This is a genomic window from Citrobacter sp. Cb080 (assembly GCF_030334745.1).
Taxonomy (GTDB): Bacteria; Pseudomonadota; Gammaproteobacteria; order Enterobacterales; family Enterobacteriaceae; genus Citrobacter; species Citrobacter braakii.
In genome coordinates, this window is sequence record NZ_JAOWDG010000069.1 from 289644 (window position 1) to 313163 (window position 23520).

At 53.4% G+C, this 23520-nt stretch carries 21 protein-coding genes and 1 tRNA gene; 14 read left to right on the forward strand and 8 right to left on the reverse strand.

Features of this window, described 5'->3' with window-relative positions; translation table 11 throughout:
* Positions 1–38: 38 nt before the first annotated feature.
* The 10 genes from OGV38_RS14075 to rlmC all read left to right on the forward strand — a co-directional run bounded on the left by OGV38_RS14075 (position 39) and on the right by rlmC (position 8904).
* Positions 39–329, forward strand: a complete 291-nt coding sequence (locus tag OGV38_RS14075) for a YbjC family protein (protein ID WP_019076379.1) — start codon at positions 39–41, stop codon at positions 327–329.
* Complete coding sequence (gene nfsA / locus OGV38_RS14080; protein WP_016156098.1) at positions 313–1035, forward strand: nitroreductase NfsA; 723 nt, start codon at positions 313–315, stop codon at positions 1033–1035. Before OGV38_RS14075 ends, nfsA begins: the two co-directional genes overlap by 17 nt.
* A gap of 59 nt (positions 1036–1094) precedes the next feature.
* Positions 1095–1997, forward strand: a complete 903-nt coding sequence (gene rimK, locus OGV38_RS14085; protein WP_016152412.1) for a 30S ribosomal protein S6--L-glutamate ligase — start codon at positions 1095–1097, stop codon at positions 1995–1997.
* Between the two features lie 90 nt (positions 1998–2087).
* A complete protein-coding gene (locus OGV38_RS14090) occupies positions 2088–2564 on the forward strand; it encodes a type III secretion system chaperone family protein (protein WP_016152413.1) in 477 nt (158 codons plus the stop codon).
* A gap of 433 nt (positions 2565–2997) precedes the next feature.
* A complete protein-coding gene (potF, locus tag OGV38_RS14095; RefSeq protein ID WP_016152414.1) occupies positions 2998–4110 on the forward strand; it encodes a spermidine/putrescine ABC transporter substrate-binding protein PotF in 1113 nt (370 codons plus the stop codon).
* Between the two features lie 138 nt (positions 4111–4248).
* Positions 4249–5382, forward strand: a complete 1134-nt coding sequence (potG, locus tag OGV38_RS14100; RefSeq protein WP_286473605.1) for a putrescine ABC transporter ATP-binding subunit PotG — start codon at positions 4249–4251, stop codon at positions 5380–5382.
* 9 nt (positions 5383–5391) lie between these two features.
* On the forward strand, positions 5392–6345 hold the full coding sequence (gene potH / locus OGV38_RS14105) for a putrescine ABC transporter permease PotH (protein ID WP_016152416.1): 954 nt from the start codon (positions 5392–5394) through the stop codon (positions 6343–6345).
* Positions 6342–7187, forward strand: coding sequence for a putrescine ABC transporter permease PotI (gene potI, locus OGV38_RS14110; protein ID WP_016152417.1), 846 nt, complete (start codon positions 6342–6344; stop codon positions 7185–7187). Before potH ends, potI begins: the two co-directional genes overlap by 4 nt.
* A gap of 59 nt (positions 7188–7246) precedes the next feature.
* Positions 7247–7735, forward strand: coding sequence for a YbjO family protein (locus OGV38_RS14115; RefSeq protein ID WP_016152418.1), 489 nt, complete (start codon positions 7247–7249; stop codon positions 7733–7735).
* A 41-nt stretch (positions 7736–7776) separates the two neighbouring features.
* The gene (rlmC, locus tag OGV38_RS14120; protein WP_202195225.1) at positions 7777–8904 is read left to right on the forward strand and encodes a 23S rRNA (uracil(747)-C(5))-methyltransferase RlmC; all 1128 of its coding nucleotides are present in this window, start codon (positions 7777–7779) and stop codon (positions 8902–8904) included.
* 88 nt (positions 8905–8992) lie between these two features.
* Here rlmC and OGV38_RS14125 read toward each other — a convergent pair.
* The 3 genes from OGV38_RS14125 to OGV38_RS14135 form a co-directional block, all read right to left on the reverse strand.
* Positions 8993–9080 (reverse strand) — tRNA-Ser (locus OGV38_RS14125).
* Between the two features lie 149 nt (positions 9081–9229).
* Positions 9230–9907: an isochorismatase family protein gene (locus OGV38_RS14130; protein WP_016156101.1), complete on the reverse strand. Its 678-nt coding sequence runs from the start codon at positions 9905–9907 to the stop codon at positions 9230–9232.
* Positions 9908–9923: 16 nt separating this feature from the next.
* A complete protein-coding gene (locus tag OGV38_RS14135; protein ID WP_016156102.1) occupies positions 9924–10784 on the reverse strand; it encodes a pirin family protein in 861 nt (286 codons plus the stop codon).
* 108 nt (positions 10785–10892) lie between these two features.
* Here OGV38_RS14135 and OGV38_RS14140 point away from each other — a divergent pair, with 108 nt between their 5' ends.
* The gene (locus tag OGV38_RS14140) at positions 10893–11804 is read left to right on the forward strand and encodes a LysR family transcriptional regulator (RefSeq protein ID WP_016152423.1); all 912 of its coding nucleotides are present in this window, start codon (positions 10893–10895) and stop codon (positions 11802–11804) included.
* A 79-nt stretch (positions 11805–11883) separates the two neighbouring features.
* Here the strand turns inward: OGV38_RS14140 and infA are convergent, their stop codons facing one another.
* The 5 genes from infA to trxB form a co-directional block, all read right to left on the reverse strand.
* Positions 11884–12102 carry a translation initiation factor IF-1 gene (infA, locus tag OGV38_RS14145; RefSeq protein ID WP_002211347.1) on the reverse strand — a complete coding sequence of 73 codons (219 nt, stop codon included), beginning with the start codon at positions 12100–12102 and terminating at the stop codon, positions 11884–11886.
* A gap of 285 nt (positions 12103–12387) precedes the next feature.
* Positions 12388–13092 (reverse strand): leucyl/phenylalanyl-tRNA--protein transferase, encoded by a 705-nt coding sequence (gene aat / locus OGV38_RS14155; protein ID WP_046274664.1) that lies wholly within the window; start codon positions 13090–13092, stop codon positions 12388–12390.
* A gap of 44 nt (positions 13093–13136) precedes the next feature.
* On the reverse strand, positions 13137–14858 hold the full coding sequence (gene cydC / locus OGV38_RS14160; RefSeq protein ID WP_286473609.1) for a heme ABC transporter ATP-binding protein/permease CydC: 1722 nt from the start codon (positions 14856–14858) through the stop codon (positions 13137–13139).
* The gene (gene cydD, locus OGV38_RS14165; protein ID WP_104651575.1) at positions 14859–16625 is read right to left on the reverse strand and encodes a heme ABC transporter permease/ATP-binding protein CydD; all 1767 of its coding nucleotides are present in this window, start codon (positions 16623–16625) and stop codon (positions 14859–14861) included. It abuts the gene before it with no gap.
* Positions 16626–16739: 114 nt separating this feature from the next.
* Positions 16740–17708, reverse strand: coding sequence for a thioredoxin-disulfide reductase (gene trxB, locus OGV38_RS14170; RefSeq protein ID WP_016152427.1), 969 nt, complete (start codon positions 17706–17708; stop codon positions 16740–16742).
* A gap of 547 nt (positions 17709–18255) precedes the next feature.
* Between trxB and lrp the strand changes: the two genes are divergently transcribed.
* The 3 genes from lrp (at position 18256) to lolA (ending at position 23513) form a co-directional block, all read left to right on the forward strand.
* Entirely contained in the window at positions 18256–18750 is a 495-nt protein-coding gene (gene lrp / locus OGV38_RS14175; RefSeq protein WP_286473612.1) for a leucine-responsive transcriptional regulator Lrp, read from the forward strand.
* Between the two features lie 134 nt (positions 18751–18884).
* Positions 18885–22790 (forward strand): DNA translocase FtsK, encoded by a 3906-nt coding sequence (ftsK, locus tag OGV38_RS14180; protein ID WP_286473615.1) that lies wholly within the window; start codon positions 18885–18887, stop codon positions 22788–22790.
* 111 nt (positions 22791–22901) lie between these two features.
* Positions 22902–23513: an outer membrane lipoprotein periplasmic chaperone LolA gene (gene lolA / locus OGV38_RS14185; protein WP_213239216.1), complete on the forward strand. Its 612-nt coding sequence runs from the start codon at positions 22902–22904 to the stop codon at positions 23511–23513.
* The last annotated feature ends 7 nt before the right edge of the window (positions 23514–23520 follow it).

Here is a 23520-nt window from a genome sequence, read left to right on the forward strand (position 1 = left end):
CGTTTTATAATGAAAGCCATTTCGCCGGGAGGCCGCTTATGCGCGCAATTGGTGCATTACCCAAAAGCGTATTGATGCTGGAAATAATCGGGATGGTTTTGTTATCGCTGGCGCTGCTATCGCTTAACGATTACCTCACTTTACCCGCACCGCTTGGCAGTCCGTTAGCCTGCGTGGTGATGATATTTCTGGGTGTGCTGCTGATGCTTCCCGCCGCGGTGGTATTAACGTGGCGTATTGCTCAACTGGTTGCGCCGCAGCTGATGTCACGAACCCCCGGTGATTCTTCACGTTCAGACAGAGAAAAAAGAGATGACGCCAACCATTGATTTACTTCGTAGCCACCGTTCCATTCGCCATTTCACCGATGATGCCATTTCGGATGCGCAGCGGGAGGCGATTATTGCCGCCGCTCAGGGGACCTCAAGCTCCAGTTTTTTACAATGCACAACCATCGTTCGCATAACGGATAACGCCTTGCGTGAATCACTGGCTACTTTATCCGGCGGACAAAAACATGTAGCGCAGGCTGCCGAGTTCTGGGTGTTTTGCGCTGACTTTAATCGCCATTTGCAGATTTGCCCTGACGCGCAACTCGGGCTGGCGGAACAGCTGCTACTGGGCGTTGTTGATACCGCGATGATGGCGCAAAATGCGCTGACGGCGGCAGAGTCTTTGGGACTTGGCGGCGTGTTTATTGGCGGTCTGCGAAATAACATTGAGCCGGTCACTGAACTGCTGAAGCTTCCGCAACATGTTCTGCCGTTGTTTGGGCTATGCCTCGGCTGGCCTGCTGATAACCCGGATATCAAGCCGCGACTGCCAGCGTCGCTTGTGGTGCACGAAAATCAGTATCAGCCACTCAACAAAGACGTTTTGTCGCAATATGATGAGCAGCTCGCGCAGTACTATCTGACCCGCGGGAGCAATACGCGTCGTGACACCTGGAGCGACCATATTCGCCGCACCATCATTAAAGAAAGTCGTCCCTTTATCCTGGAATATTTGCATAAACAGGGATGGGCTACGCGCTAAAGATTTTAACGCAGTGTATGATACGCCAGCTTTTACCAGGTCATTCAGAGAGGTGCAGGGTGAAAATTGCCATTTTGTCCCGGGACGGAACGCTCTATTCTTGTAAGCGCCTGCGTGAAGCGGCGATGCAGCGTGGTCACCTGGTTGAAATTATCGATCCCCTTTCTTGCTATATGAACATCAGCCCGGCGGCGTCCTCTATTCATTACAAGGGCCGCCAGCTTCCTCATTTCGATGCAGTGATCCCAAGGATTGGTTCAGCGATTACCTTTTACGGTACCGCGGCGTTGCGCCAGTTTGAGATGCTGGGTAGCTATCCGCTGAATGAGTCGGTAGCGATTACGCGTGCGCGCGATAAGCTGCGTTCGCTGCAGTTGCTGGCGCGTCAGGGAATCGATTTACCCATCACCGGGATTGCTCACTCTCCGGACGATACCAGCGACATGATTGACATGGTTGGCGGCGCGCCGCTGGTGGTGAAACTGGTTGAAGGTACGCAGGGGATCGGCGTGGTACTGGCGGAAACGCGCCAGGCCGCAGAAAGCGTGGTGGATGCCTTTCGTGGGTTGAATGCCCATATTCTGGTTCAGGAATATATCAAAGAAGCGAAAGGGCGAGATATTCGCTGTTTCGTGGTGGGGGACGAGGTGGTGGCCGCCATTGAGCGCCGGGCCAAAGAAGGTGATTTTCGTTCTAACCTCCATCGCGGTGGGGTTGCCACTATTGCGAATATCACGCCGCGCGAAAGGGAAATTGCGCTCAAAGCCGCTCAGACAATGGGTCTGGACGTTGCTGGCGTTGATATTCTGCGTGCTGAACGTGGGCCGCTGGTCATGGAGGTCAACGCTTCTCCTGGCCTGGAGGGGGTGGAGAAAACCACCGGAATAGACATTGCCGGCAAGATGATCCAGTGGATTGAGCGTCACGCTACGCCTGAATTTTGCCTTAAAATCGGCGGCTAAGCACAATATCGATTGCGATCGTAGTATGACACGCTCTTTTTGCGTAAGCTGTGCCGGTATTTTTTTCATCAATAGAGGTCGCACATTATTATGACATCACTGGTCGTTCCCACTCTGGATACGTTGCGTCAATGGCTCGACGACCTGGGCATGAGTTTTTTTGAATGCGATACCTGTCAGGCGCTGCATTTGCCGCACATGCAGAATTTTGACGGCATCTTTGATGCAAAAGTTGATTTGGTCGATAACGTCATTCTGTTTTCCGCGATGGCAGAAGTCAGACCTTCTGCACTACTGCCGCTGGCCGCCGATCTGTCTGCGATTAACGCCAGTTCACTGACGGTGAAAGCCTTTCTGGATATGCAGGATGATAATCTGCCAAAGCTGGTGGTCTGCCAGTCTTTATCCGTTATCCCGGGCGTGACGTTTGAGCAGTTCGAATATTTTGTTCGCCAGAGTGAAGAGCAAATATCGATGGTGATCCTCGAGGCCGGTGCGCATCAGCTGTTATTTAACGCTGAAGAAGATGCGCAAAACAGCAACGCCGAAGTTCATTTCCTCCATTAATTCTTCCTGAATCTGGACATATATTGCGCAGCCGCTGCCAAAGCGGTTGCGTATTGCCTGTTTTTATTCTGCATTTAACCGTTCATTAAAGAATTATTCACCTCCATTCAGCGCCTTCCACTGTATGTCATAGACAATTCATGCATAAAAAATTGATAAAAGACGTTTTTTAATCTGGGCTATATCCACAAATCCTGGCTAAAGTTATTCTTGCGAAGCTGATCAACGTCATCATTCAAACAGCCCCTTGTGGCCTGACCTGTGGCCACAATGCATATTGAATGCATGGGCGGATAACAGCGCGCAATAGCGGCGTGAGGAGAGTCCTCTCTTTTCATGGGTGCCGCTTGAAAGAATATGCACGTTTCTTGCATATCATTAGAGTGTGACATTTTTGTTCGTTTGTTAACGAACTTTCAGAAGGAAAGAGATTATGACCGCCTTAAATAAACGATGGTTACCAGGCCTGGTTGCGGGTGCTCTGATGGCCATCTCTGCTGGCACGCTCGCTGCTGAACAAAAAACGCTGCATATTTATAACTGGTCTGATTATATTGCCCCGGATACGGTGGCTAATTTTGAAAAAGAGACCGGAATTAAAGTTATCTATGACGTATTTGATTCCAATGAAGTGCTGGAAGGTAAGCTCATGGCTGGCAGTACCGGCTTTGACCTTGTCGTTCCATCCGCCAGTTTCCTTGAGCGTCAACTGACCGCGGGCGTCTTCCAGCCGCTGGATAAGAGCAAATTGCCTGGCTGGAAAAACCTCGATCCTGAATTGCTGAAGCTGGTGGGTAAACACGATCCGGACAACAAGTTTGCGATGCCGTATATGTGGGCAACAACCGGTATTGGCTATAACGTGGATAAAGTGAAAGCGGTACTGGGGCCGGATGCGCCGGTTAATAGCTGGGATCTGATCCTCAAGCCAGAAAATCTGGAAAAACTCAAAAGCTGCGGCGTCTCTTTCCTCGATGCGCCCGAAGAAGTGTTTGCCACCGTGCTGAATTATTTGGGTAAAGATCCAAACAGTACCAAAGCGGATGATTACACCGGACCGGCAACCGATCTGCTGTTGAAACTGCGCCCAAATATTCGCTACTTCCACTCCTCGCAGTACATTAACGACCTGGCAAACGGTGATACCTGCGTGGCGATTGGCTGGGCCGGGGATGTATGGCAGGCGGCAAACCGGGCGAAAGAAGCGAAAAATGGCGTCAATATTTCCTTCTCAATTCCTAAGGAAGGTGCGATGGCCTTCTTTGATGTGTTCGCGATGCCAGCCGATGCGAAAAACAAAGACGAAGCCTATCAGTTCCTCAACTACCTGCTGCGCCCTGATGTAATTGCGCATATTTCTGACCACGTGTTCTATGCCAATGCCAACAAAGAAGCGACAGCACTGGTCAGCCAGGACGTGCGCGACAACCCGGGCATTTACCCGCCTGCCGATGTTCGCGCCAAGCTGTTCACGCTGAAAGTACAGGATCCGAAGATCGACCGTGTACGTACTCGCGCCTGGACGAAGGTAAAAAGCGGGAAATAACCCGATGTACGGGACATGACCCGGCAGGATTTACGCCTGCCGGGCAGTGTTGATCCCGGACACACATAACCCGGCAATACGCACCACCGTGGTGCGTTATTTGCACCGTTTCTTTGTTTTATGCCGGAGAGCGCCTAATTGAATGATGCAACCCCACGCCCACAAGCGAAAATCCGCAAGGCGCTGACCCCGCTGCTTGAAATTCGCAACCTGACCAAGTCCTTTGACGGTCAGCACGCCGTTGATGACGTCAATCTTACTATCTATAAAGGCGAAATATTTGCTCTGCTCGGGGTGTCCGGCTGCGGTAAATCGACCCTGTTGCGGATGCTGGCGGGATTTGAACAGCCAACAACCGGGCAAATTATGCTTGATGGCGTCGATTTAGCGCATGTCCCGCCTTATCTGCGTCCGATTAATATGATGTTTCAGTCCTATGCACTGTTTCCGCACATGACGGTAGAGCAGAACATTGCCTTTGGCCTCAAGCAGGACAAGCTGCCAAAGACTGAAATCGCCAGCCGGGTGAGTGAGATGCTGGGACTCGTGCATATGCAGGAGTTCGCCAAACGTAAGCCGCATCAGCTTTCTGGCGGTCAGCGTCAGCGCGTGGCGTTGGCGCGTAGCCTGGCGAAACGCCCGAAGCTGCTGCTGCTGGATGAGCCGATGGGGGCGCTGGATAAAAAGCTCCGTGACCGCATGCAACTGGAAGTGGTGGATATCCTTGAACGTGTCGGCGTGACCTGCGTGATGGTGACGCACGATCAGGAAGAAGCCATGACGATGGCGGGCCGCATTGCGATCATGAACCGTGGAAAATTTGTCCAGATCGGCGAGCCTGAAGAGATCTACGAGCATCCGACTACGCGTTACAGTGCAGAATTTATCGGTTCGGTTAACGTCTTTGAGGGGCTGCTGAAAGAACGTCAGGAAGATGGTCTGGTTATTGAGTCTCCAGGACTGGTACATCCGCTGAAAGTGGACGCAGACGCTTCCGTTGTCGATAACGTCCCGGTGTATGTTGCGCTGCGCCCGGAAAAAATCATGCTCTGCGAAGCCCCTCCGCCAGAGGGATATAACTTCGCGGCAGGCGAAGTGGTGCACATTGCCTATCTGGGTGATTTGTCGGTGTACCACGTACGCTTGAAAAGTGGCCAGATGCTGAGCGCTCAGTTACAAAATGAACATCGTTATCGCAAGGGATTACCAACCTGGGGTGACGAAGTCCGTTTATGTTGGGATGCGGACAGCTGTGTGGTGTTGACGGTTTAAGGAGCAAAGATGAGTACACTTGAACCTCCGGCGCGCGTGGATAACGTGGGGCGTTTCACGCTGTTTATGTCGCGGCTGCAAATGAAGCACGGGCGCAAGCTGGTCATCGCGCTGCCGTATGTGTGGCTGATGCTCCTGTTTCTGCTGCCGTTTCTGATCGTCTTCAAAATCAGTTTGGCTGAAATGGCGCGGGCTATTCCGCCGTATACCGACCTCATTTCATGGGCTGACGATCAGTTATCCATCACCCTCAATTTAGGCAATTTCCTGCAACTGACGGACGATCCGCTCTATTTTGATGCGTATCTGCAATCTTTGCAGGTAGCGGGGATTTCGACTGTCTGTTGCCTGCTGTTGGGATATCCGCTGGCATGGGCGGTCGCGCACAGCAAACCCTCGACACGCAATATTCTGTTGCTGCTGGTGATCCTGCCGTCCTGGACGTCATTTTTGATTCGCGTATACGCCTGGATGGGGATCCTGAAAAATAACGGTGTCCTGAACAACGTTCTGATGTGGCTGGGCGTTATCGACCAACCGTTGACGATTCTGCACACCAATCTGGCGGTCTATATCGGTATTGTTTACGCCTATTTGCCCTTTATGGTGCTGCCGATTTATACCGCGCTGACGCGTATTGATTACTCGCTGGTGGAAGCTGCACTGGATTTAGGCGCCCGACCATTGAAAACCTTCTTTAGCGTGATCGTGCCGTTGACCAAGGGCGGGATTATTGCCGGGTCAATGCTGGTGTTTATCCCGGCGGTTGGGGAGTTTGTGATCCCGGAACTGCTGGGCGGCCCGGACAGCATCATGATTGGGCGTGTGCTTTGGCAGGAGTTTTTCAATAACCGTGACTGGCCGGTGGCTTCTGCCGTCGCCATTATTATGCTGCTGTTACTGATTGTGCCGATCATGTGGTTCCATAAATATCAGCAAAAAAGCGTGGGGGAACACGGATGAATAACTTACCGGTCGTTCGCTCACCGTGGCGTATTTTTATCCTGGTACTGGGTTTTACCTTCCTGTACGCGCCGATGCTGATGTTGGTTATCTATTCGTTTAACAGCTCCAAGCTGGTGACGGTCTGGGCGGGGTGGTCAACGCGTTGGTATGGTGAGCTTTTCCACGATAGCGCGATGATAAGCGCCGTGGGCATGAGCTTAACGATTGCCGCCTGCGCTGCGACGATGGCGGCAATTCTCGGTACCATCGCCGCCGTGGTGATGGTGCGCTTTGGTCGTTTTCGTGGATCAAATGGTTTCGCCTTTATGATCACCGCACCGCTGGTGATGCCGGATGTCATTACCGGTTTGTCGCTGCTGCTGCTGTTTGTGGCTTTGGCGCACGCCATCGGCTGGCCAGCGGATCGCGGTATGTTGACCATCTGGCTGGCGCACGTCACATTCTGTACAGCGTACGTGGCGGTAGTGATTTCCTCGCGTTTACGCGAACTGGATCACTCCATTGAGGAAGCGGCGATGGATCTTGGTGCCACGCCGCTGAAGGTTTTTTTCGTCATCACGCTGCCGATGATTATGCCGGCGGTGATCTCAGGGTGGTTACTGGCCTTTACGCTGTCGCTCGATGACCTGGTCATTGCCAGTTTTGTCTCTGGTCCTGGTGCCACAACGTTACCCATGCTGGTGTTCTCCAGCGTACGTATGGGGGTCAATCCGGAGATCAACGCGCTGGCGACGTTGATACTTGGCGTGGTAGGAATTATCGGATTTATCGCGTGGTATCTGATGGCGCGAACAGAAAAACAACGGATTCGCGATATCCAACGTGCAAGACGCGGCTGAAAAAACTAAAATCTGCCAACCTGTCTATACGGCGCAGCTGCGGTGGCTGCGCCGTTTTCATGGAAGACGACGCGTTGGGATTTTTTAAGAAATCATCCACATCACATGCCCGTTTAAACGTCCCTACTTTAGTGCAGGTGGCGGCGCTGGCTATTATCATGATCCGCTGTCTCGATCTGTTGATGATTTTTAATACGCTCGGGTTTCGCGGAACCAGCGAGTTTATTCATCGCAGCGTCCAGACCTGGAATTTGACGCTGGTGTTTCTGGGTAGCCTGGTGCTGCTGTTTATCGAAATTTACTGCGCATTTTCGCTGGTTAAAGGTCGGAACTGGGCACGCTGGGTCTATCTACTGACCCAGATTATCGCCAGCGTCTATCTGTGGGCGGCCTCATTGGGCTATGGATATCCGGAACTGTTCAGTATTGCGGGAGAGTCCAGACGTGAAATCCTGCATACGCTGGTGATGCAAAAATTGCCGGATATGCTGGTGTTGCTACTGCTGTTTGTTCCTGCGTCCAGCAGGCGGTTCTTCCGCTTGCAATAACGTGTATAATCTTCGCCCCCTGTTAATTTGTAGGTTTTTGTATGCAGTGCGCACTTTATGAGGCCGAACGCTGCCGCTCTTGTCAGTGGATAACGCAGCCTGTCGCCGATCAACTCTTCGCCAAAACAGCCGATCTGCAGAATCTGCTGGCCGATTATCCGGTCGGAGAATGGTGCGCGCCGGTCAGCGGCCCGGAGAGCGCTTTTCGTAATAAAGCCAAAATGGTGGTCAGCGGCAGCGTGGAAAAACCGCTGCTGGGGATGCTGCATCGTGACGGTACGCCGGAGGATTTGTGCGAGTGTCCGCTCTATCCTGAGTCTTTTGCGCCGGTGTTTGCCGCACTTAAACCGTTTATCGCCCGTGCGGGGTTGACGCCCTATAACGTGGCGCGCAAACGCGGGGAGCTGAAATATCTGCTGTTAACGGAAAGCCGGTTTGATGGCGGTATGATGCTGCGTTTTGTTCTGCGCTCCGATGCGAAACTAGCACAACTGCGTACGGCGCTGCCATGGTTACAGGCCCAGCTTCCGCAGTTAAAAGTGATCACCGCCAATATTCAACCTGTGCATATGGCGATTATGGAAGGGGAGAGCGAAATCTTCCTGACGGAACGACAGGCGCTGGCTGAACGCTTTAACGATGTGCCATTGTGGATACGCCCACAGAGCTTCTTCCAGACCAATCCTGTGGTGGCTGGGCATTTATATGCCACGGCGCGCGACTGGGTGCGACAGCTTCCGGTTAATCACATGTGGGATCTGTTTTGCGGCGTCGGGGGTTTTGGTTTGCACTGCGCCACGCCGCAGATGAAACTGACGGGTATTGAAATTGCGCCAGAGGCCATTACCTGCGCGAAACAGTCGGCGCAGGAGCTTGGGTTGCAGAATCTGCATTTTCAGGCGCTGGATTCAACCCAGTTTGCTACCGCACAGGGAGAAGTGCCGGACCTGGTGCTGGTGAATCCGCCTCGTCGGGGGATTGGGAAGCCGCTGTGCGATTTTCTTTCCCGCATGGCGCCGCGTTTTATCGTTTACTCCAGCTGTAATGCACAAACCATGGCGAAGGATATCCGCGAGTTGCCTGGGTATCGCATTGAACGCGTCCAACTTTTTGATATGTTCCCACATACCGCGCATTACGAAGTGTTAACTCTGCTCAGCCGACAATAACCGACATGCCTGATGGCGCTACGCTTATCAGGCAAATGCAACATGCGAAAAAAAAGCCCGTACTTGCGTACGAGCTCTTTCTCGAATATGGCGGTGAGGGGGGGATTCGAACCCCCGATACGTTGCCGTATACACACTTTCCAGGCGTGCTCCTTCAGCCACTCGGACACCTCACCATATTGTATTGCTGCCTGACCGCTTGGGGGGCAACGGGGCGCTACTATAGGGAGTTGCGCTAAAACGGTCAAGCAGAATTTACGTGTTAACTCTCGTTTGGTTACGCAATGTACATATTCCTCCGCCCGGACAGGCGCGGAGAATATGATTAGCGCTGCGAGTCCAGTTTTTCGCCGTTGGTCACGACTTCCTGGGCCTTGCTATAGCTCTCAATCAGCAACTGATAAGCCGGGAAGATTTTGGTATACACTTCCGCCCATTCAGCGGCGTCTTCACGGTTCCATGTCCCCTGAATTTCAGAAGCGACGGCGGCGGTATCCATCGGTATCACGCCAGCCTGAACAACACGTGCCAGGGTGATTTCCTGCGCCATTTTGCTGTAAGTACCGGAAGCGTCGATCACTGCGAAGACCTTGTAGCCCTCCGCAACCGCGCTGATGGCCGGGAAAGCCATGCACACGCTGGTGATCGTACCGGCAATAATCAGCGTCTTACGACCCGTTGCTTTGACCGCTTTCACGAAGTCTTCGTTATCCCAGGCGTTGATTTCGCCTTTACGTGCTACGTATTGGGCATGTGGCGCATTGGCATGGATCTCTGGGATCAACGGGCCGTTAGGCCCCTGCGGTACCGACGCCGTGGTAATTACCGGCATCTTCGCCAGGGTTGCGATTTTAGCCAGCGCGGCGGCACGCGCACGCAGTTCCGGCATTGGCATATCGCCGACGGTCTGGAACAGCCCACTCTGATGATCGATAAGCAGCATGACGGAATCATTCACATCGATGACCGGACGTGAACCATTAAAGTTTGCAGGACTGGACATATTCTTCTCCTTCGATTCAGATTTGGCCAAAGCGGCCGGAGTTAAAATCGCGGACGGCTTCAGCGATTTCTTGTTTCGTATTCATCACAAACGGACCGTAACCTACAATCGGCTCGTTCAATGGTTCGCCAGACAGCAGCAGCACGCTGGCGTCGCTGGTGGCTTCAATGTGTAGCGTTTTTCCCTGCTGGCTTAGCACTACCAGTTGTGCTTCGCTGGCAGGCGTGGTGCCGTTTACGGTGATATTCCCTTTTAATACCACCAGAGCGGTGCTCCACCCTTCAGACTGGGACAACGTCAGCGGATGATTACGTTGCAGGCGCATATCCCAGACGTTCAGCGGTGAAAAGGTGTGTGCCGGGCCTTTCGTATCCTGATAGCTGCCCGCAATCACGCGAACGCTGCCTGCATCATCGGGCAAGGCGACGGTGGGAATAACATCGCTGCTGATGCCCTGATAACCCGGTACGGCCATTTTGTCTTTTGCCGGCAGATTGACCCACAGTTGCACCATTTCCAGTTCACCACCCTGACGGGTAAATTCCGGGGAGTGAAACTCTTCGTGTAATATTCCTGCACCAGCGGTCATCCACTGCACATCGCCAGGGCCGATAATGCCGCCGCGACCGGTTGAATCACGGTGTTCAACTTCGCCGCTGTAAACGATAGTCACCGTCTCAAAACCGCGGTGAGGGTGTTCACCTACGCCGCGTTTTTCGTTACCCGGCGTGAACGTATGCGGACCCGCGTAATCAAGCAGCAGGAACGGGCTTAATTGCTCAGCATGAGACTGGTAAGAGAACATCGAGCGAACCGGAAATCCATCGCCAACCCAGTGTGGGCGAGGTGCGGTGTAGACGCCTGTTACTTGTTTCATATGTGTCTCCTCAGTGGCGTTGTTTTGATGTGAATAAGCTTATATTCATGACAGCGAGCTGGGTAGTAGCTAAAATAGCTCTCACTGTCTCAAAAATAGGACAATGAAATGACAAGGCCGGATCTCAATGATTTTGCATGGTTTGTGCATGTTGTAGAGGAAGGGGGATTCGCGGCGGCGGGTCGGGCGCTTGATGAACCAAAATCAAAACTGAGCCGACGAATAGCGCAACTCGAAGAGAGGCTGGGGGTACGACTGATTCAGCGAACCACCCGGCAATTTAACGTGACTGAAGTCGGGCAAACCTTTTACGAACACTGTAAGGCGATGCTGGTGGAGGCGCAGGCGGCGCAGGATGCCATTGCCGCGTTACAGGTTGAACCGCGTGGCGTTGTGAAGCTGACTTGTCCTGTTACGTTGCTGCATGTGCATATCGGGCCAATGCTTGCCCGTTTTATGGCACGTTATCCTGACGTATCAGTACAACTGGAGGCCACTAACCGTCGTGTTGACGTCGTTGGAGAAGGTCTGGATGTGGCGATTCGCGTCAGACCTCGGCCATTTGAGGATAGCGACCTGGTGATGCGCGTCCTGGCGGACAGAGGACATCGCTTGTATGCCAGCCCGCAGTTAATTGAGCAGATGGGGGCGCTACACTCTCCGGCAGAGCTGACCCGTTGGCCAGGTTTGAGTCTGGCCTCTGGTAAACATGTGCATCGTTGGGAGTTATTCGGCCCGCAGGGCGCGCGGGCGGAGGTGCATTTCACGCCGCGTATGATCACCACCGATATGCTGGCGTTACGCGAAGCCGCAGTCGCCGGCGTAGGTGTTGTTCAACTTCCACAGTTGATGGTAAAAGATCAATTAGCTGCGGGTGAGTTGGTGGCGTTGCTCGACGGTTGGGAACCTAAGCGAGAAATTATTCACGCAGTCTTTCCATCACGCAGGGGATTATTACCGTCAGTGCGCGCATTAGTGGATTTCTTAACGGAAGAATATGCGCGGATGATTGAGGATTAAATACCAGGCTTCAGCCCACAAAAAAGGCCGGTTAAACCGACCTTTTATTATCTGGACGCCATTCGGGCGTTAAAAACAATCAGCGACTACGGAAGACAATGCGGCCTTTGCTCAGGTCGTACGGGGTCAGCTCAACAGTCACTTTGTCGCCCGTCAGGATGCGGATATAGTTTTTACGCATTTTACCGGAGATGTGTGCAGTAACCACGTGACCGTTTTCTAACTCTACGCGGAACATGGTATTAGGTAACGTATCGAGAACGGTACCCTGCATTTCAATATTGTCTTCTTTGGCCATCTAATCCTCTGGGGTATCACTACCGTAATTTGAACCGGCAAGATAATGCCGAAGTTCTTTTAATAAGTAAAGATTTGTGCGTTTAAAACACAGCAAATCGGGTTTGGCGCATTACTCTATCCACACACGGCAAAGCCGCACTTAAAGCGCAACGTGTAAGGGAACGAGGAGATAAACGATAGGCGTTGCCTGACGCGAACTGTTCCTTAACGGCGGCGGGGTAATGGGCTAAACCAACTCTGCGCGACAATTATAACACCCCGACAAAAAATGTGCCGAAAACATTCACTCCTGAGGTGAAAATAACATCCTGGGAATCCAGAAATGGCTCGGTAGCCGCTGCTGGCGCAGTCTGCTCAGGTGCTCAAGGTACTCCCGACGCGGTGTTTCGACGGCGCCCAGCGAGGCTGTGTGGCTATTTAATACCTGGCAGTCGATTAATTTTCCGCCCTGACGGATAAATTCAGCGCAAAAAACAAGCAGTGCGGTTTTCGACGCATTTTCCTGACGGCTGAACATCGATTCGCCACAAAACAGCGTACCTTGCGCCACGCCATACATACCGCCCACTAATTCATTTTGTCGCCACACCTCAATTGAGTGGGCATGCCCCAGTTCGTGCAGGCGATGGTAAGCATCCACCACATCATGCGTTATCCAGGTGCCTTCTTCCCGGTCATTCGCGCAGCCTTCAATCACCTGACCAAACGCGTAATTGAGCGTCACGCGATAAGGCGAATTTTTATGAAAGCGTTTCATGCTGCGGCTGAGGTGAAATTTCTCGGGCCAAAGAATGGCGCGCGGATCGGGCGACCACCAAAGGATGGGGTCGCCAGGTGAAAACCATGGGAAAATACCGCGCTGATAGGCCATCAGCAGGCGGGCAGGGCTGAGATCGCCGCCAAGCGCCAATAAACCGTTAGGCTCGCGTAAAGCGCCTTCCGGTGACGGGAAGGCTATGGAATGGCGGGACAGTTGCACCAGGCGCATGACAGCGAAACTCCACTACGCGAGTTTGATCGTTCAATAATAGCTTACAGACGTTGCTTAAACTGGTAATAACGCCCCTGCCTGGCTAACAGATCTGCGTGATTACCTTGCTCAATAATTTGTCCGTTGTCCATTACTATTATTTGATCAAAACGTGACAGCCCACGCAGACGATGTGTAACCATTAATACGGTTTTGTTGCGCATGACATCGCTAATTAATTCAAGCATTTGACTTTCCGTTGTGGCATCCAACCCTTCGGTGGGTTCATCCAGCAGCATCAGCGGAGCATCGTGCAATAAGGCGCGGGCGATAGCCAGACGACGGAGCTCGCCGCCAGAAAGCTGACGACCGCCTTCGCCAAGCCAGGCGTTGAGTCCATCATCCTCAAGCAGTTTGTCCAGACCGACGCGGCACAACATCGCGGTTAAGGCGTCATCGCCGGCGTGCGGTGCCGCCAGCAACAGGTTATCGCGAAGCGTAGCGCTGAACAGATGCACGCGCTGTGGCACGACGCTGATACTCTGGCGCAATGTGGCTTCACTAAGGGTCGCAATCGGCTGTTCGTTAATCAGGAGCTCGCCACTCTGCGGATCCCATGCGCGGGTTAGCAATTGCAATAATGTTGACTTACCACAGCCGGTGCGACCGAGAATCGCAATGTGTTCACCGGGGTTGGCCTGCAGGGAAAGTGTATCGAGCGCCTTTTGCGCCTGTCCTGGATAGCTGAATGATACATCGCGTAGCGTAAGGGTTACCTGCTCTGAAACCGAGGAACCCGCATCCGGGAAGGTCACTTCTGGCTGCTGTTCGGTCAGTTCGGTGATGCGCAGCGCAGAGGCAATAACCTGGCCGAGATGTTGAAATGCGCCGGTGACAGGCGCTAACGCTTCGAACGCGGCTAGTGCACAGAAGACAAACAGCGCGATCAGTGCGCCTGGCTGGGTGTTACCGCCCACGCCGCCTGAGGCCATCCATAGCATCATAATCACTGCCAGCGCGCCGACTAACAGCATGACCGCCTGCGACAACGCCGTTAATTCAGACTGGCGTCTCTGGGCTTCGTGCCACTGCAGCTCGGTGGCTTCCATTTGAGCGCGGTAGCGTTCACTGGCGCCAAAAATGGTCAATTCAGCCTGGCCCTGTAGCCAGGAGGTTAACTGCTGACGATATTGCCCACGCAGATGCGTCAGACTTTGTCCGGTGCTTTTGCCTGCCTGATAAAAGAGTGGGGGCAGAATAAATAAGGTCAGCAGCATAATACCGCCGAGGGTGATAGCCAGCGTGAAATCGAGAACGCTTAGCCCCAGCGTGACCACCATGATGACGACAAAAGCCCCCACCAGCGGGGAGATCACGCGCAAGTACAGATGATCGAGCGTGTCGACATCAGCCACCACGCGGTTAAGTAATTCACCCTGTCCATAACGGGACAGGCCCGCAGGAGAGAGCGGCAGTAGTTTGCTGAAGGTATAAATACGCAAATGCTGCAGCACACGGAACGTTGCGTCATGGCTGACCAGTCGTTCGAAATAACGCCCCGCGGTGCGGGTGATCGCTGCGCCGCGTACGCCTGCGGCAGGGAGCATATAGTTAAAGCTGTAAATCCCGGTGACGCCAACCACCGCAGAAGCCGACAGGAACCCCCCTGAAAGCGTCAGCAAACCAATACTTGCCAGCAGCGTGACGATCGCCAGAACGATCCCCAGCGTTAACATCCATTTGTGACGTTTATACAGCGTCAGATAAGGTAGCAAAGCGCGCATTTAGATGTCCTCCTGACGATGAGCCAGTAATGTCGCAAAAGCCCCGTTGGCTGAGCTAAGTTCGGTCCAGGTACCTTGTTCAACGATCTGTCCGTCCTGCATCACCCAGATAGCGTCCCAGTCGGCAAGATCTTCTAACTGGTGCGTCACCATCAGCGTGGTCTGGCGGCGAGATGCCGCGTTCAACGCCTGCATCACGCGTTGTTCGCTGTGCGCATCAAGGCTGGCGGCGGGTTCGTCCAGCAGCAGTAACTGACAGGGATTGAGTAAGGCGCGAGCGACGGCAACGCGCTGCGCTTGCCCGACGGAAAGTCGGGCCGCCTGATCGCCGACTGGCGTATCCACGCCCTGCGGCAGCAGCGGTAAAAACTCGCTGACCCAGGCGCTGTCGAGTGCGGCTTGTAGCTGTTCTTCGCTGGCATCGGGGCGAGCCAGCAGAACGTTTTCGCGTAACGTGGCGGCAGGAAGCTGCGGATTTTGCCCGACCCATGACAGCTGTTTACGCCAGGAATCAGGTGACAGGTCGCGAAGTTCAAAGCCGTTAATGCGCAGCGATCCCCGATAAGAGAGGAAACCGGACAGGACATTAAGCAGCGAACTTTTACCGGAACCGCTACGTCCAACCAGCACCGCGCGTTGACCGGCTGCCAGGGTAAAGTTGAGCGGGCCGGCCAGCACTTTACCTTCCGGCGAAGTGATAATCAGATCGTGTGCCTCAAGTGAAACGGCGTCTTTCGTCGCCAGCTCAATGTCGCCACGCTCTGGATGAGCCAGCGGGGTTTCCATGAAGTTTTTCAGACTATCAGCTGCACCCACGGCTTGCGCTTTGGCGTGATAAAACGTGCCCAGATCGCGCAGGGGCTGGAAAAACTCCGGCGCCAGAATGAGCGCGAGGAAGCCTGCTGCCAGCGTGACGCCTGTCCCGTAGTGGCCGAAATCGAGTTCTCCGAGGTAGGAAAAACCGAAGTAAACCGCCACCAGCGCAATAGACAGAGAGGTAAAGAACTCAAGGACACCGGATGACAGGAACGCCAGGCGCAGGACTTCCATGGTGCGCTGGCGGAAATCTTGCGACGCAGCGCGGATGCTTTCCGTTTCGGCTTCACCGCGACCAAATATTCTTAGCGTTTCCATGCCCCGCAGACGATCGAGGAAATGACCGCTGAGGCGGGCAAGAGCCTGAAAATTGCGGCGGTTAGCATCGGCAGCGCCCATACCGACCATTGCCATAAATAACGGGATCAGCGGGGCTGTTCCGAGCAGAATAAGGGCGGCTACCCAGTTTGACGGGAATACCGCCGCCACAATCAATAATGGGACGCATACGGCCAGCGCCATTTGCGGCAGATAACGTGCATAGTAATCATGCATATCGTCAATCTGTTCCAGGATCAGCGTGGCCCAGCTCCCGGCCGGTTTGCCCTGTATCCAGGCCGGACCAGCCTGTTGCAGACGGTCAAGCACCTGGCGGCGAATTTCGAAGCGAATATGTTGCCCTGCGTGAAACCCGACCCGTTCGCGTAACCAGACGACCCATGCCCGCAGGATGAAAATCAATACCAGCACGATGAACGGAAGCAGCAGCGCCTCTCGGGGAATATTGGCCATGATCATATGGTCCAGAATGCGGGCCATGAGCCAGGCCTGAGCGACGATTAACAGACCACTCACGAACCCCAACAGGCGTGAAATGTTCAGCCATCGTTGGGAAATTACACTTTGCTGTTTTAACCAGCGGGTCAGCTCTTTTTGACGGGTTTTATTCATTGCACGCTTAGCAGGTGAGTTATTGGAATTTTTGGGCAGGGCAATGTTACAACGAGGCAAAAATAAAGGCGACTTATAGTCGCCTTTTTTACTTTTGTTACTGATTTGTAAAACTTATTTGCAAGCGTCCGCCAGACCGTCGAGATAACGTTCTGCATCGAGTGCGGCCATACAGCCCGTGCCCGCAGAGGTGATCGCCTGGCGATAAATATGATCCATCACGTCACCGGCTGCGAAGACCCCCGGAATGCTGGTTTGTGTGGCATTACCGTGAATACCGGACTGAACTTTGATGTAGCCGTTTTCCAGTTCAAGCTGACCGTCGAAAATGGCGGTATTCGGGCTGTGACCGATAGCGACAAACAATCCGGCAACGTCAAGTGACTCCACATTGTCAGTGTTTTGCGTATCGCGCAGGCGCAGCCCGGTTACGCCCATTTGATCGCCGGTTACTTCTTCCAGCGTGCGGTGGGTGTGCAGCACGATGTTGCCGTTTTCAACTTTATCCATCAAACGCTTGATGAGAATTTTCTCAGCGCGGAAACTGTCGCGACGGTGAATCAAATGCACTTCAGATGCGATATTCGCCAGATACAGCGCTTCTTCAACCGCAGTGTTGCCACCGCCAATCACCGCAACTTTTTGGTTACGGTAGAAGAAACCGTCGCAGGTTGCGCAGGCGGAAACGCCGCGACCTTTGAATGCTTCTTCTGAAGGCAGGCCCAGGTAACGTGCTGATGCGCCGGTAGCGATGATCAGTGCGTCACAGGTGTACTCTCCGCTATCGCCGGTCAGACGGAAAGGGCGGTTTTGCAGATCAACTTTGCTGATGTGATCAAAAATGATTTCTGTATCAAATTTGGTCGCATGTTCGTGCATACGCTCCATCAGCAGCGGGCCAGTGAGATCGTGCGGATCGCCAGGCCAGTTTTCCACTTCTGTTGTTGTGGTCAGTTGACCACCTTTTTCCATACCGGTAATCAGTACTGGTTGCAGGTTAGCGCGTGCAGCGTAGACCGCAGCGGTATATCCCGCAGGGCCTGAGCCCAGAATAAGAAGTTTACTGTGTTTGGTTGCGCCCATGAGATCCCCATAGTTGTTGGCAGGCAATGAGCAGGATTGTAGGGAATTTACAGGCGTAAAAAAAGAGTATGGCGATTTTGTTAACAATATGTGTAATAGCAGAAACCGATGAGCGGGGGAATAAGTCGTAATACTATAACGATTTCTACTAAAAATCGGTCAGTTATAAGGTGATAAAATGACGATTTTCCATCACTGCGAATGAATAACTGGCATGTTGTACTAAAAATCGATGTTTTGCTTTGACAATCACCTGCTGTTTTGCGAAAACAGTCAAGGAAGAAAAAAAATGTGTCATGTATGTGCTGCATAATCATGCATGTAGATACCATGTTTACCGTGTTAGCGAAATCTACGCATGGTGTGGACAGATGCCATTCGTGATGTCGATAGCCGCCGACAGGCAACGGTCTTCTCACCATAAGCCCAGGCATTACAAACCGAAAATCCCTCTGGGTTGCGGTTTATTTTGATGGGTAGCGACTCTGAACAGTGATGTTGGTAGAGTCAGGCAGGAGTAGGGAAGGAATACAGAGAGACAATAATAATGGTAGATAGTAAGAAGCGCCCTGGCAAAGATCTCGACCGTATCGATCGTAACATTCTTAATGAGCTGCAAAAGGATGGGCGTATTTCTAACGTCGAGCTTTCTAAACGTGTGGGACTTTCACCAGCGCCCTGCCTTGAGCGTGTGCGTCGGTTGGAAAGACAGGGTTTTATTCAGGGCTATACAGCGCTGTTAAACCCGCATTATCTGGATGCATCACTTCTGGTTTTTGTTGAGATTACTCTGAATCGTGGCGCCCCGGATGTGTTTGAGCAATTTAACTCTGCAGTACAAAAACTTGAAGAAATTCAAGAGTGTCATTTGGTTTCCGGTGATTTCGACTATTTGTTGAAAACACGCGTACCGGATATGTCGGCGTACCGTAAGCTGTTGGGGGAAACCCTGCTGCGTCTGCCTGGCGTGAATGACACACGTACTTATGTCGTAATGGAAGAAGTCAAACAGAGCAATCGTCTGGTAATTAAGACGCGCTAACACGGAACAGGTGCAAAATCGACGCAGTTTGATTACACTCCTGTTAATCCATACAGCAACAGTGCCGGGGCAACCCGGTGCTGTTGTCCGTTTTAGCATCGGGCAGGAAAAGCCTGAAACCTGGAGAGCCGTTTTTGAGCCAGGAATACACTGAAGACAAAGACGTCACATTGACGAAGTTAAGCAGCGGGCGCCGACTCCTGGAAGCGCTACTGATCCTTATTGCCCTTTTTGCCGTCTGGTTGATGGCTGCCTTACTCAGCTTTAACCCTTCGGATCCCAGTTGGTCGCAAACCGCGTGGCACGAACCTATCCATAATCTGGGGGGAATACCCGGAGCATGGCTGGCAGACACACTGTTCTTTATTTTTGGCGTCATGGCCTACACCATTCCCGTCATCATTGTCGGCGGCTGCTGGTTTGCATGGCGACACCAGGCCAGCGACGAATACGTCGATTATTTTGCCGTTTCGCTGCGTATTATTGGCGTTCTGGCGCTGATCCTTACCTCCTGCGGGCTTGCCGCAATCAATGCCGATGACATTTGGTATTTCGCCTCTGGCGGCGTGATCGGCAGCCTGCTCAGCACCACGTTGCAACCATTACTGCACAGTAGCGGCGGTACGCTGACGCTATTGTGCATTTGGGCTGCGGGATTAACGCTGTTTACCGGCTGGTCATGGGTGAGCATTGCGGAAAAACTGGGTGGCTGGTTACTCAATATCCTGACGTTTGCCAGCAACCGTACCCGCCGCGACGATACCTGGGTCGATGACGAAGAATATGAAGATGAAGATGAGTCTTTCGACGCCGCTGATGGCAAACCTGATGAATCGCGTCGGGCGCGTATTCTGCGCGGTGCGTTAGCACGCCGTAAGCGTCTGGCGGAGAAATTTACCAACCCGCTTGGCCGTCATACTGATGCCGCGCTATTTTCCGGCAAACGCATGGATGATGAAGACGAAATTGAATACAGCGCTCGTGGCGTGGTTGCCGATCCTAACGATGTGCTGTTCTCCGGTAATCGTGCGACGCTGCCTGAATATGATGAACTTGACCCACTGCTGAATGGCCATTCGGTGACAGAGCCAGTTGCCGTCGCAGCGGCAGCGACAACGGCAGCTCAGGCCTGGAGCGCACCGGTTGATCCGCTGCTGCAAACATCGCCAGTGACCAATACGGTTATGGAACAACCGGCCCCAGCCGTAGCCTGGCAAGCCGTGCCTGGTCCGCAAACCGGTGATGCGGTGATTGCGCCAGCGCCTGAGGGTTATCCTCAGCCAGCTCACTACGCACAGCCACCGGTGCAGCAGCAGTATGAACCATGGCAGCAGCCGGTTGTGGAAGAAAGCCCGCAGCCGCAGGAATTTACCGCGGAGCACAACTGGCAGCCGGAACCTGCATATCAGCCGGATCCCGTGCAGCCGCCTGTTTATCAGCCGGAATCAACCTTTCAACAAAACGCCGCGTTCCAGCAGCCTGCGGTTGAACAACCGCCTGTAGTGGAACCTGAGCCGGTAGTTGAAGAGGTTAAACCGACTCGTCCGCCACTCTACTATTTTGAAGAAGTTGAAGAGAAACGTGCACGTGAGCGCGAGCAACTGGCTGCCTGGTATCAGCCGATTCCAGAGCCTGCTCAGGAGCCTGAACGTGTTAAGCCGTCTATGCCGACGGCAGCATCCATACCGCCCGTTGAGTCAGTAGCTGCCGTTGCGCCGCTGGCCGCCGGGGTGAAAAACGCCGCTTTAGGGGCGGGTGCGGCTGCCGCAGCACCTGTCTTTAGTCTTGCGGGTAGCGGTGCGCCGCGTCCACAGGTGAAAGAGGGGATTGGTCCGCAGTTACCGCGTCCGAATCGTGTGCGCGTGCCTACTCGTCGGGAGCTGGCGTCGTATGGCATAAAACTGCCGTCACAACGTATGGCTGAAGAGAAAGCGCGCGAAGAGCATCTTGATACAGATGCGTACAGTGACGAAGAAATTGACGCAATGCAGCAAGATGAGCTGGCGCGTCAGTTCGCCCAGTCGCAGCAGCACCGCTATGGCGACGAGTATCAGGATGATGCCAGTCAGACTGATGATGATTCAGCCGCAGAAGCGGAACTGGCTCGCCAGTTTGCCTCTTCCCAGCAGCAGCGCTATTCCGGTGAACAGCCTGCCGGGGCGAATCCGTTCTCGCTTGATGACTTTGAATTTTCGCCAATGAAAACGCTGGTGGATGATGGTCCGCATGAGCCGCTATTTACTCCAGGCGTAATGCCGGAGTCTGCACCGCAGTACCAGCAGCCTGTCGCACCGCAGCAGCATTACCAGCAGCCAGCGCAGCCAGTCGCACCTCAGCAGCATTACCAGCAGCCAGCGCAGCCTGTCGCACCACAACAGCATTACCAGCAACCGGCGCAGCCTGTCGCACCACAGCAGCATTATCAGCAGCCAGCGCAGCCAGTCGCACCGCAGCAGCATTATCAGCAGCCGGCGCAGCCTGTTACAGCGCCGCCGCAGGATAGCCTGATCCATCCGCTCCTGATGCGTAATGGCGACAGTCGTCCGGCGCACCGTCCAAGTACGCCGCTGCCATCGTTGGATCTGCTCACGCCGCCGCCGAGTGAGGTTGAGCCGATAGATACTTTCGCTCTGGAGCAAATGGCTCGTCTGGTGGAGGCTCGTCTGGCGGACTTCCGCATTAAAGCCGATGTGGTGAACTACTCACCTGGTCCGGTTATTACCCGCTTTGAGCTTAATCTTGCTCCTGGAGTTAAAGCGGCGCGTATTTCCAACCTGTCGCGAGATCTGGCGCGTTCATTGTCGACCGCAGCGGTACGCGTGGTCGAGGTAATTCCGGGCAAACCGTATGTCGGGCTGGAGTTACCCAACAAAAAACGTCAAACCGTTTATCTGCGCGAAGTGTTGGATAACGCCAAATTCCGTGATAACTCATCTCCGCTGACCGTGGTACTGGGTAAAGATATTGCGGGCGAACCGGTGGTTGCCGATCTGGCGAAAATGCCGCACCTGCTGGTGGCAGGGACAACCGGTTCCGGTAAGTCGGTTGGGGTGAACGCCATGATCCTCAGCATGTTATACAAGGCGCAGCCGGAAGACGTTCGCTTTATCATGATTGACCCGAAAATGCTGGAACTGTCGGTTTATGAAGGCATTCCGCATTTGCTGACTGAAGTTGTGACCGACATGAAAGATGCTGCCAACGCCCTGCGCTGGAGCGTCAATGAAATGGAACGTCGCTACAAGCTGATGTCGGCGCTTGGCGTGCGTAACCTTGCCGGTTATAACGAAAAAATTGCTGAAGCCGCCCGTATGGGACGTCCGATTCCGGACCCGTACTGGAAGCCGGGCGACAGTATGGATGTTCAGCATCCGGTGCTGGAAAAACTGCCGTATATTGTTGTGCTGGTGGATGAATTCGCCGACCTGATGATGACCGTGGGTAAAAAGGTGGAAGAACTGATTGCTCGTCTGGCGCAAAAAGCGCGTGCGGCGGGGATCCACCTGGTGCTGGCGACCCAGCGACCGTCGGTTGACGTTATCACTGGTCTGATTAAAGCGAACATCCCAACGCGTATCGCCTTTACCGTGTCCAGTAAAATTGACTCGCGTACCATCCTTGACCAGGGCGGAGCGGAATCGCTGTTGGGTATGGGTGACATGCTTTATTCCGCACCAAACTCAACGATCCCTGTGCGTGTACACGGCGCCTTTGTACGTGATGAAGAAGTTCACGCTGTGGTTCAGGACTGGAAAGCGCGCGGTCGTCCACAATACGTTGACGGCATAACGTCTGACAGCGAAAGCGAAGGCGGCGGTGGCGGCTTTGATGGTGGCGAAGAGTTGGATCCGCTGTTCGATCAGGCGGTAAACTTTGTTACCCAGAAACGCAAAGCCTCAATCTCTGGCGTCCAGCGTCAGTTCTGTATCGGTTACAACCGAGCGGCGCGCATCATCGAACAGATGGAAGCGCAGGGAATTGTCAGCGAGCAAGGGCATAATGGTAATCGTGAAGTGCTGGCTCCACCGCCCTTCGAATGATTGCAAAGTTAAGTAATTCAGTATTTTCTACTTTCCTCATGCTGATTTTTGGCCTGAAATGGATAGCAGAGGGATCTCCCCGTTGGGAGTGACGTATTTTGAGGAATAACAATGAAAAGAATCGCAATCACCTGTGCATTATTGTCGAGCTTTGTGGTGAGCAGCGTCTGGGCAGATGCTGCCAGCGACCTGAAAAGCCGCCTGGATAAAGTCAGTAGCTTCCATGCCAGCTTTACTCAGAAGGTCACGGACGGTAGCGGTGCGGCGGTGCAGGAAGGTCAGGGTGACTTATGGGTTAAACGTCCCAATCTGTTTAACTGGCATATGACGCAGCCTGACGAGAGCATCCTGGTTTCCGATGGTAAAACGCTGTGGTTCTTTAACCCGTTTGTTGAGCAGGCGACTGCGACATGGCTGAAAGATGCCACGGGCAACACACCGTTCATGCTGATTGCGCGTAACCAGGCCAGCGACTGGCAGCAGTACAATATTAAGCAAAATGGCGATGATTTCGTGCTGACGCCAAAAACCAGCAGCGGTAACCTTAAGCAGTTTACTATCAATGTTGGGCGTGACGGGACGATCCACCAGTTCAGCGCCATTGAACAAGACGATCAGCGCAGCAGCTATCAGCTGAAATCTCAGCAGAATGGTGCGATTGAACCCTCTAAATTCACCTTTACCCCGCCGCAAGGTGTAACGGTTGACGATCAACGTAAGTAGAGGCGTG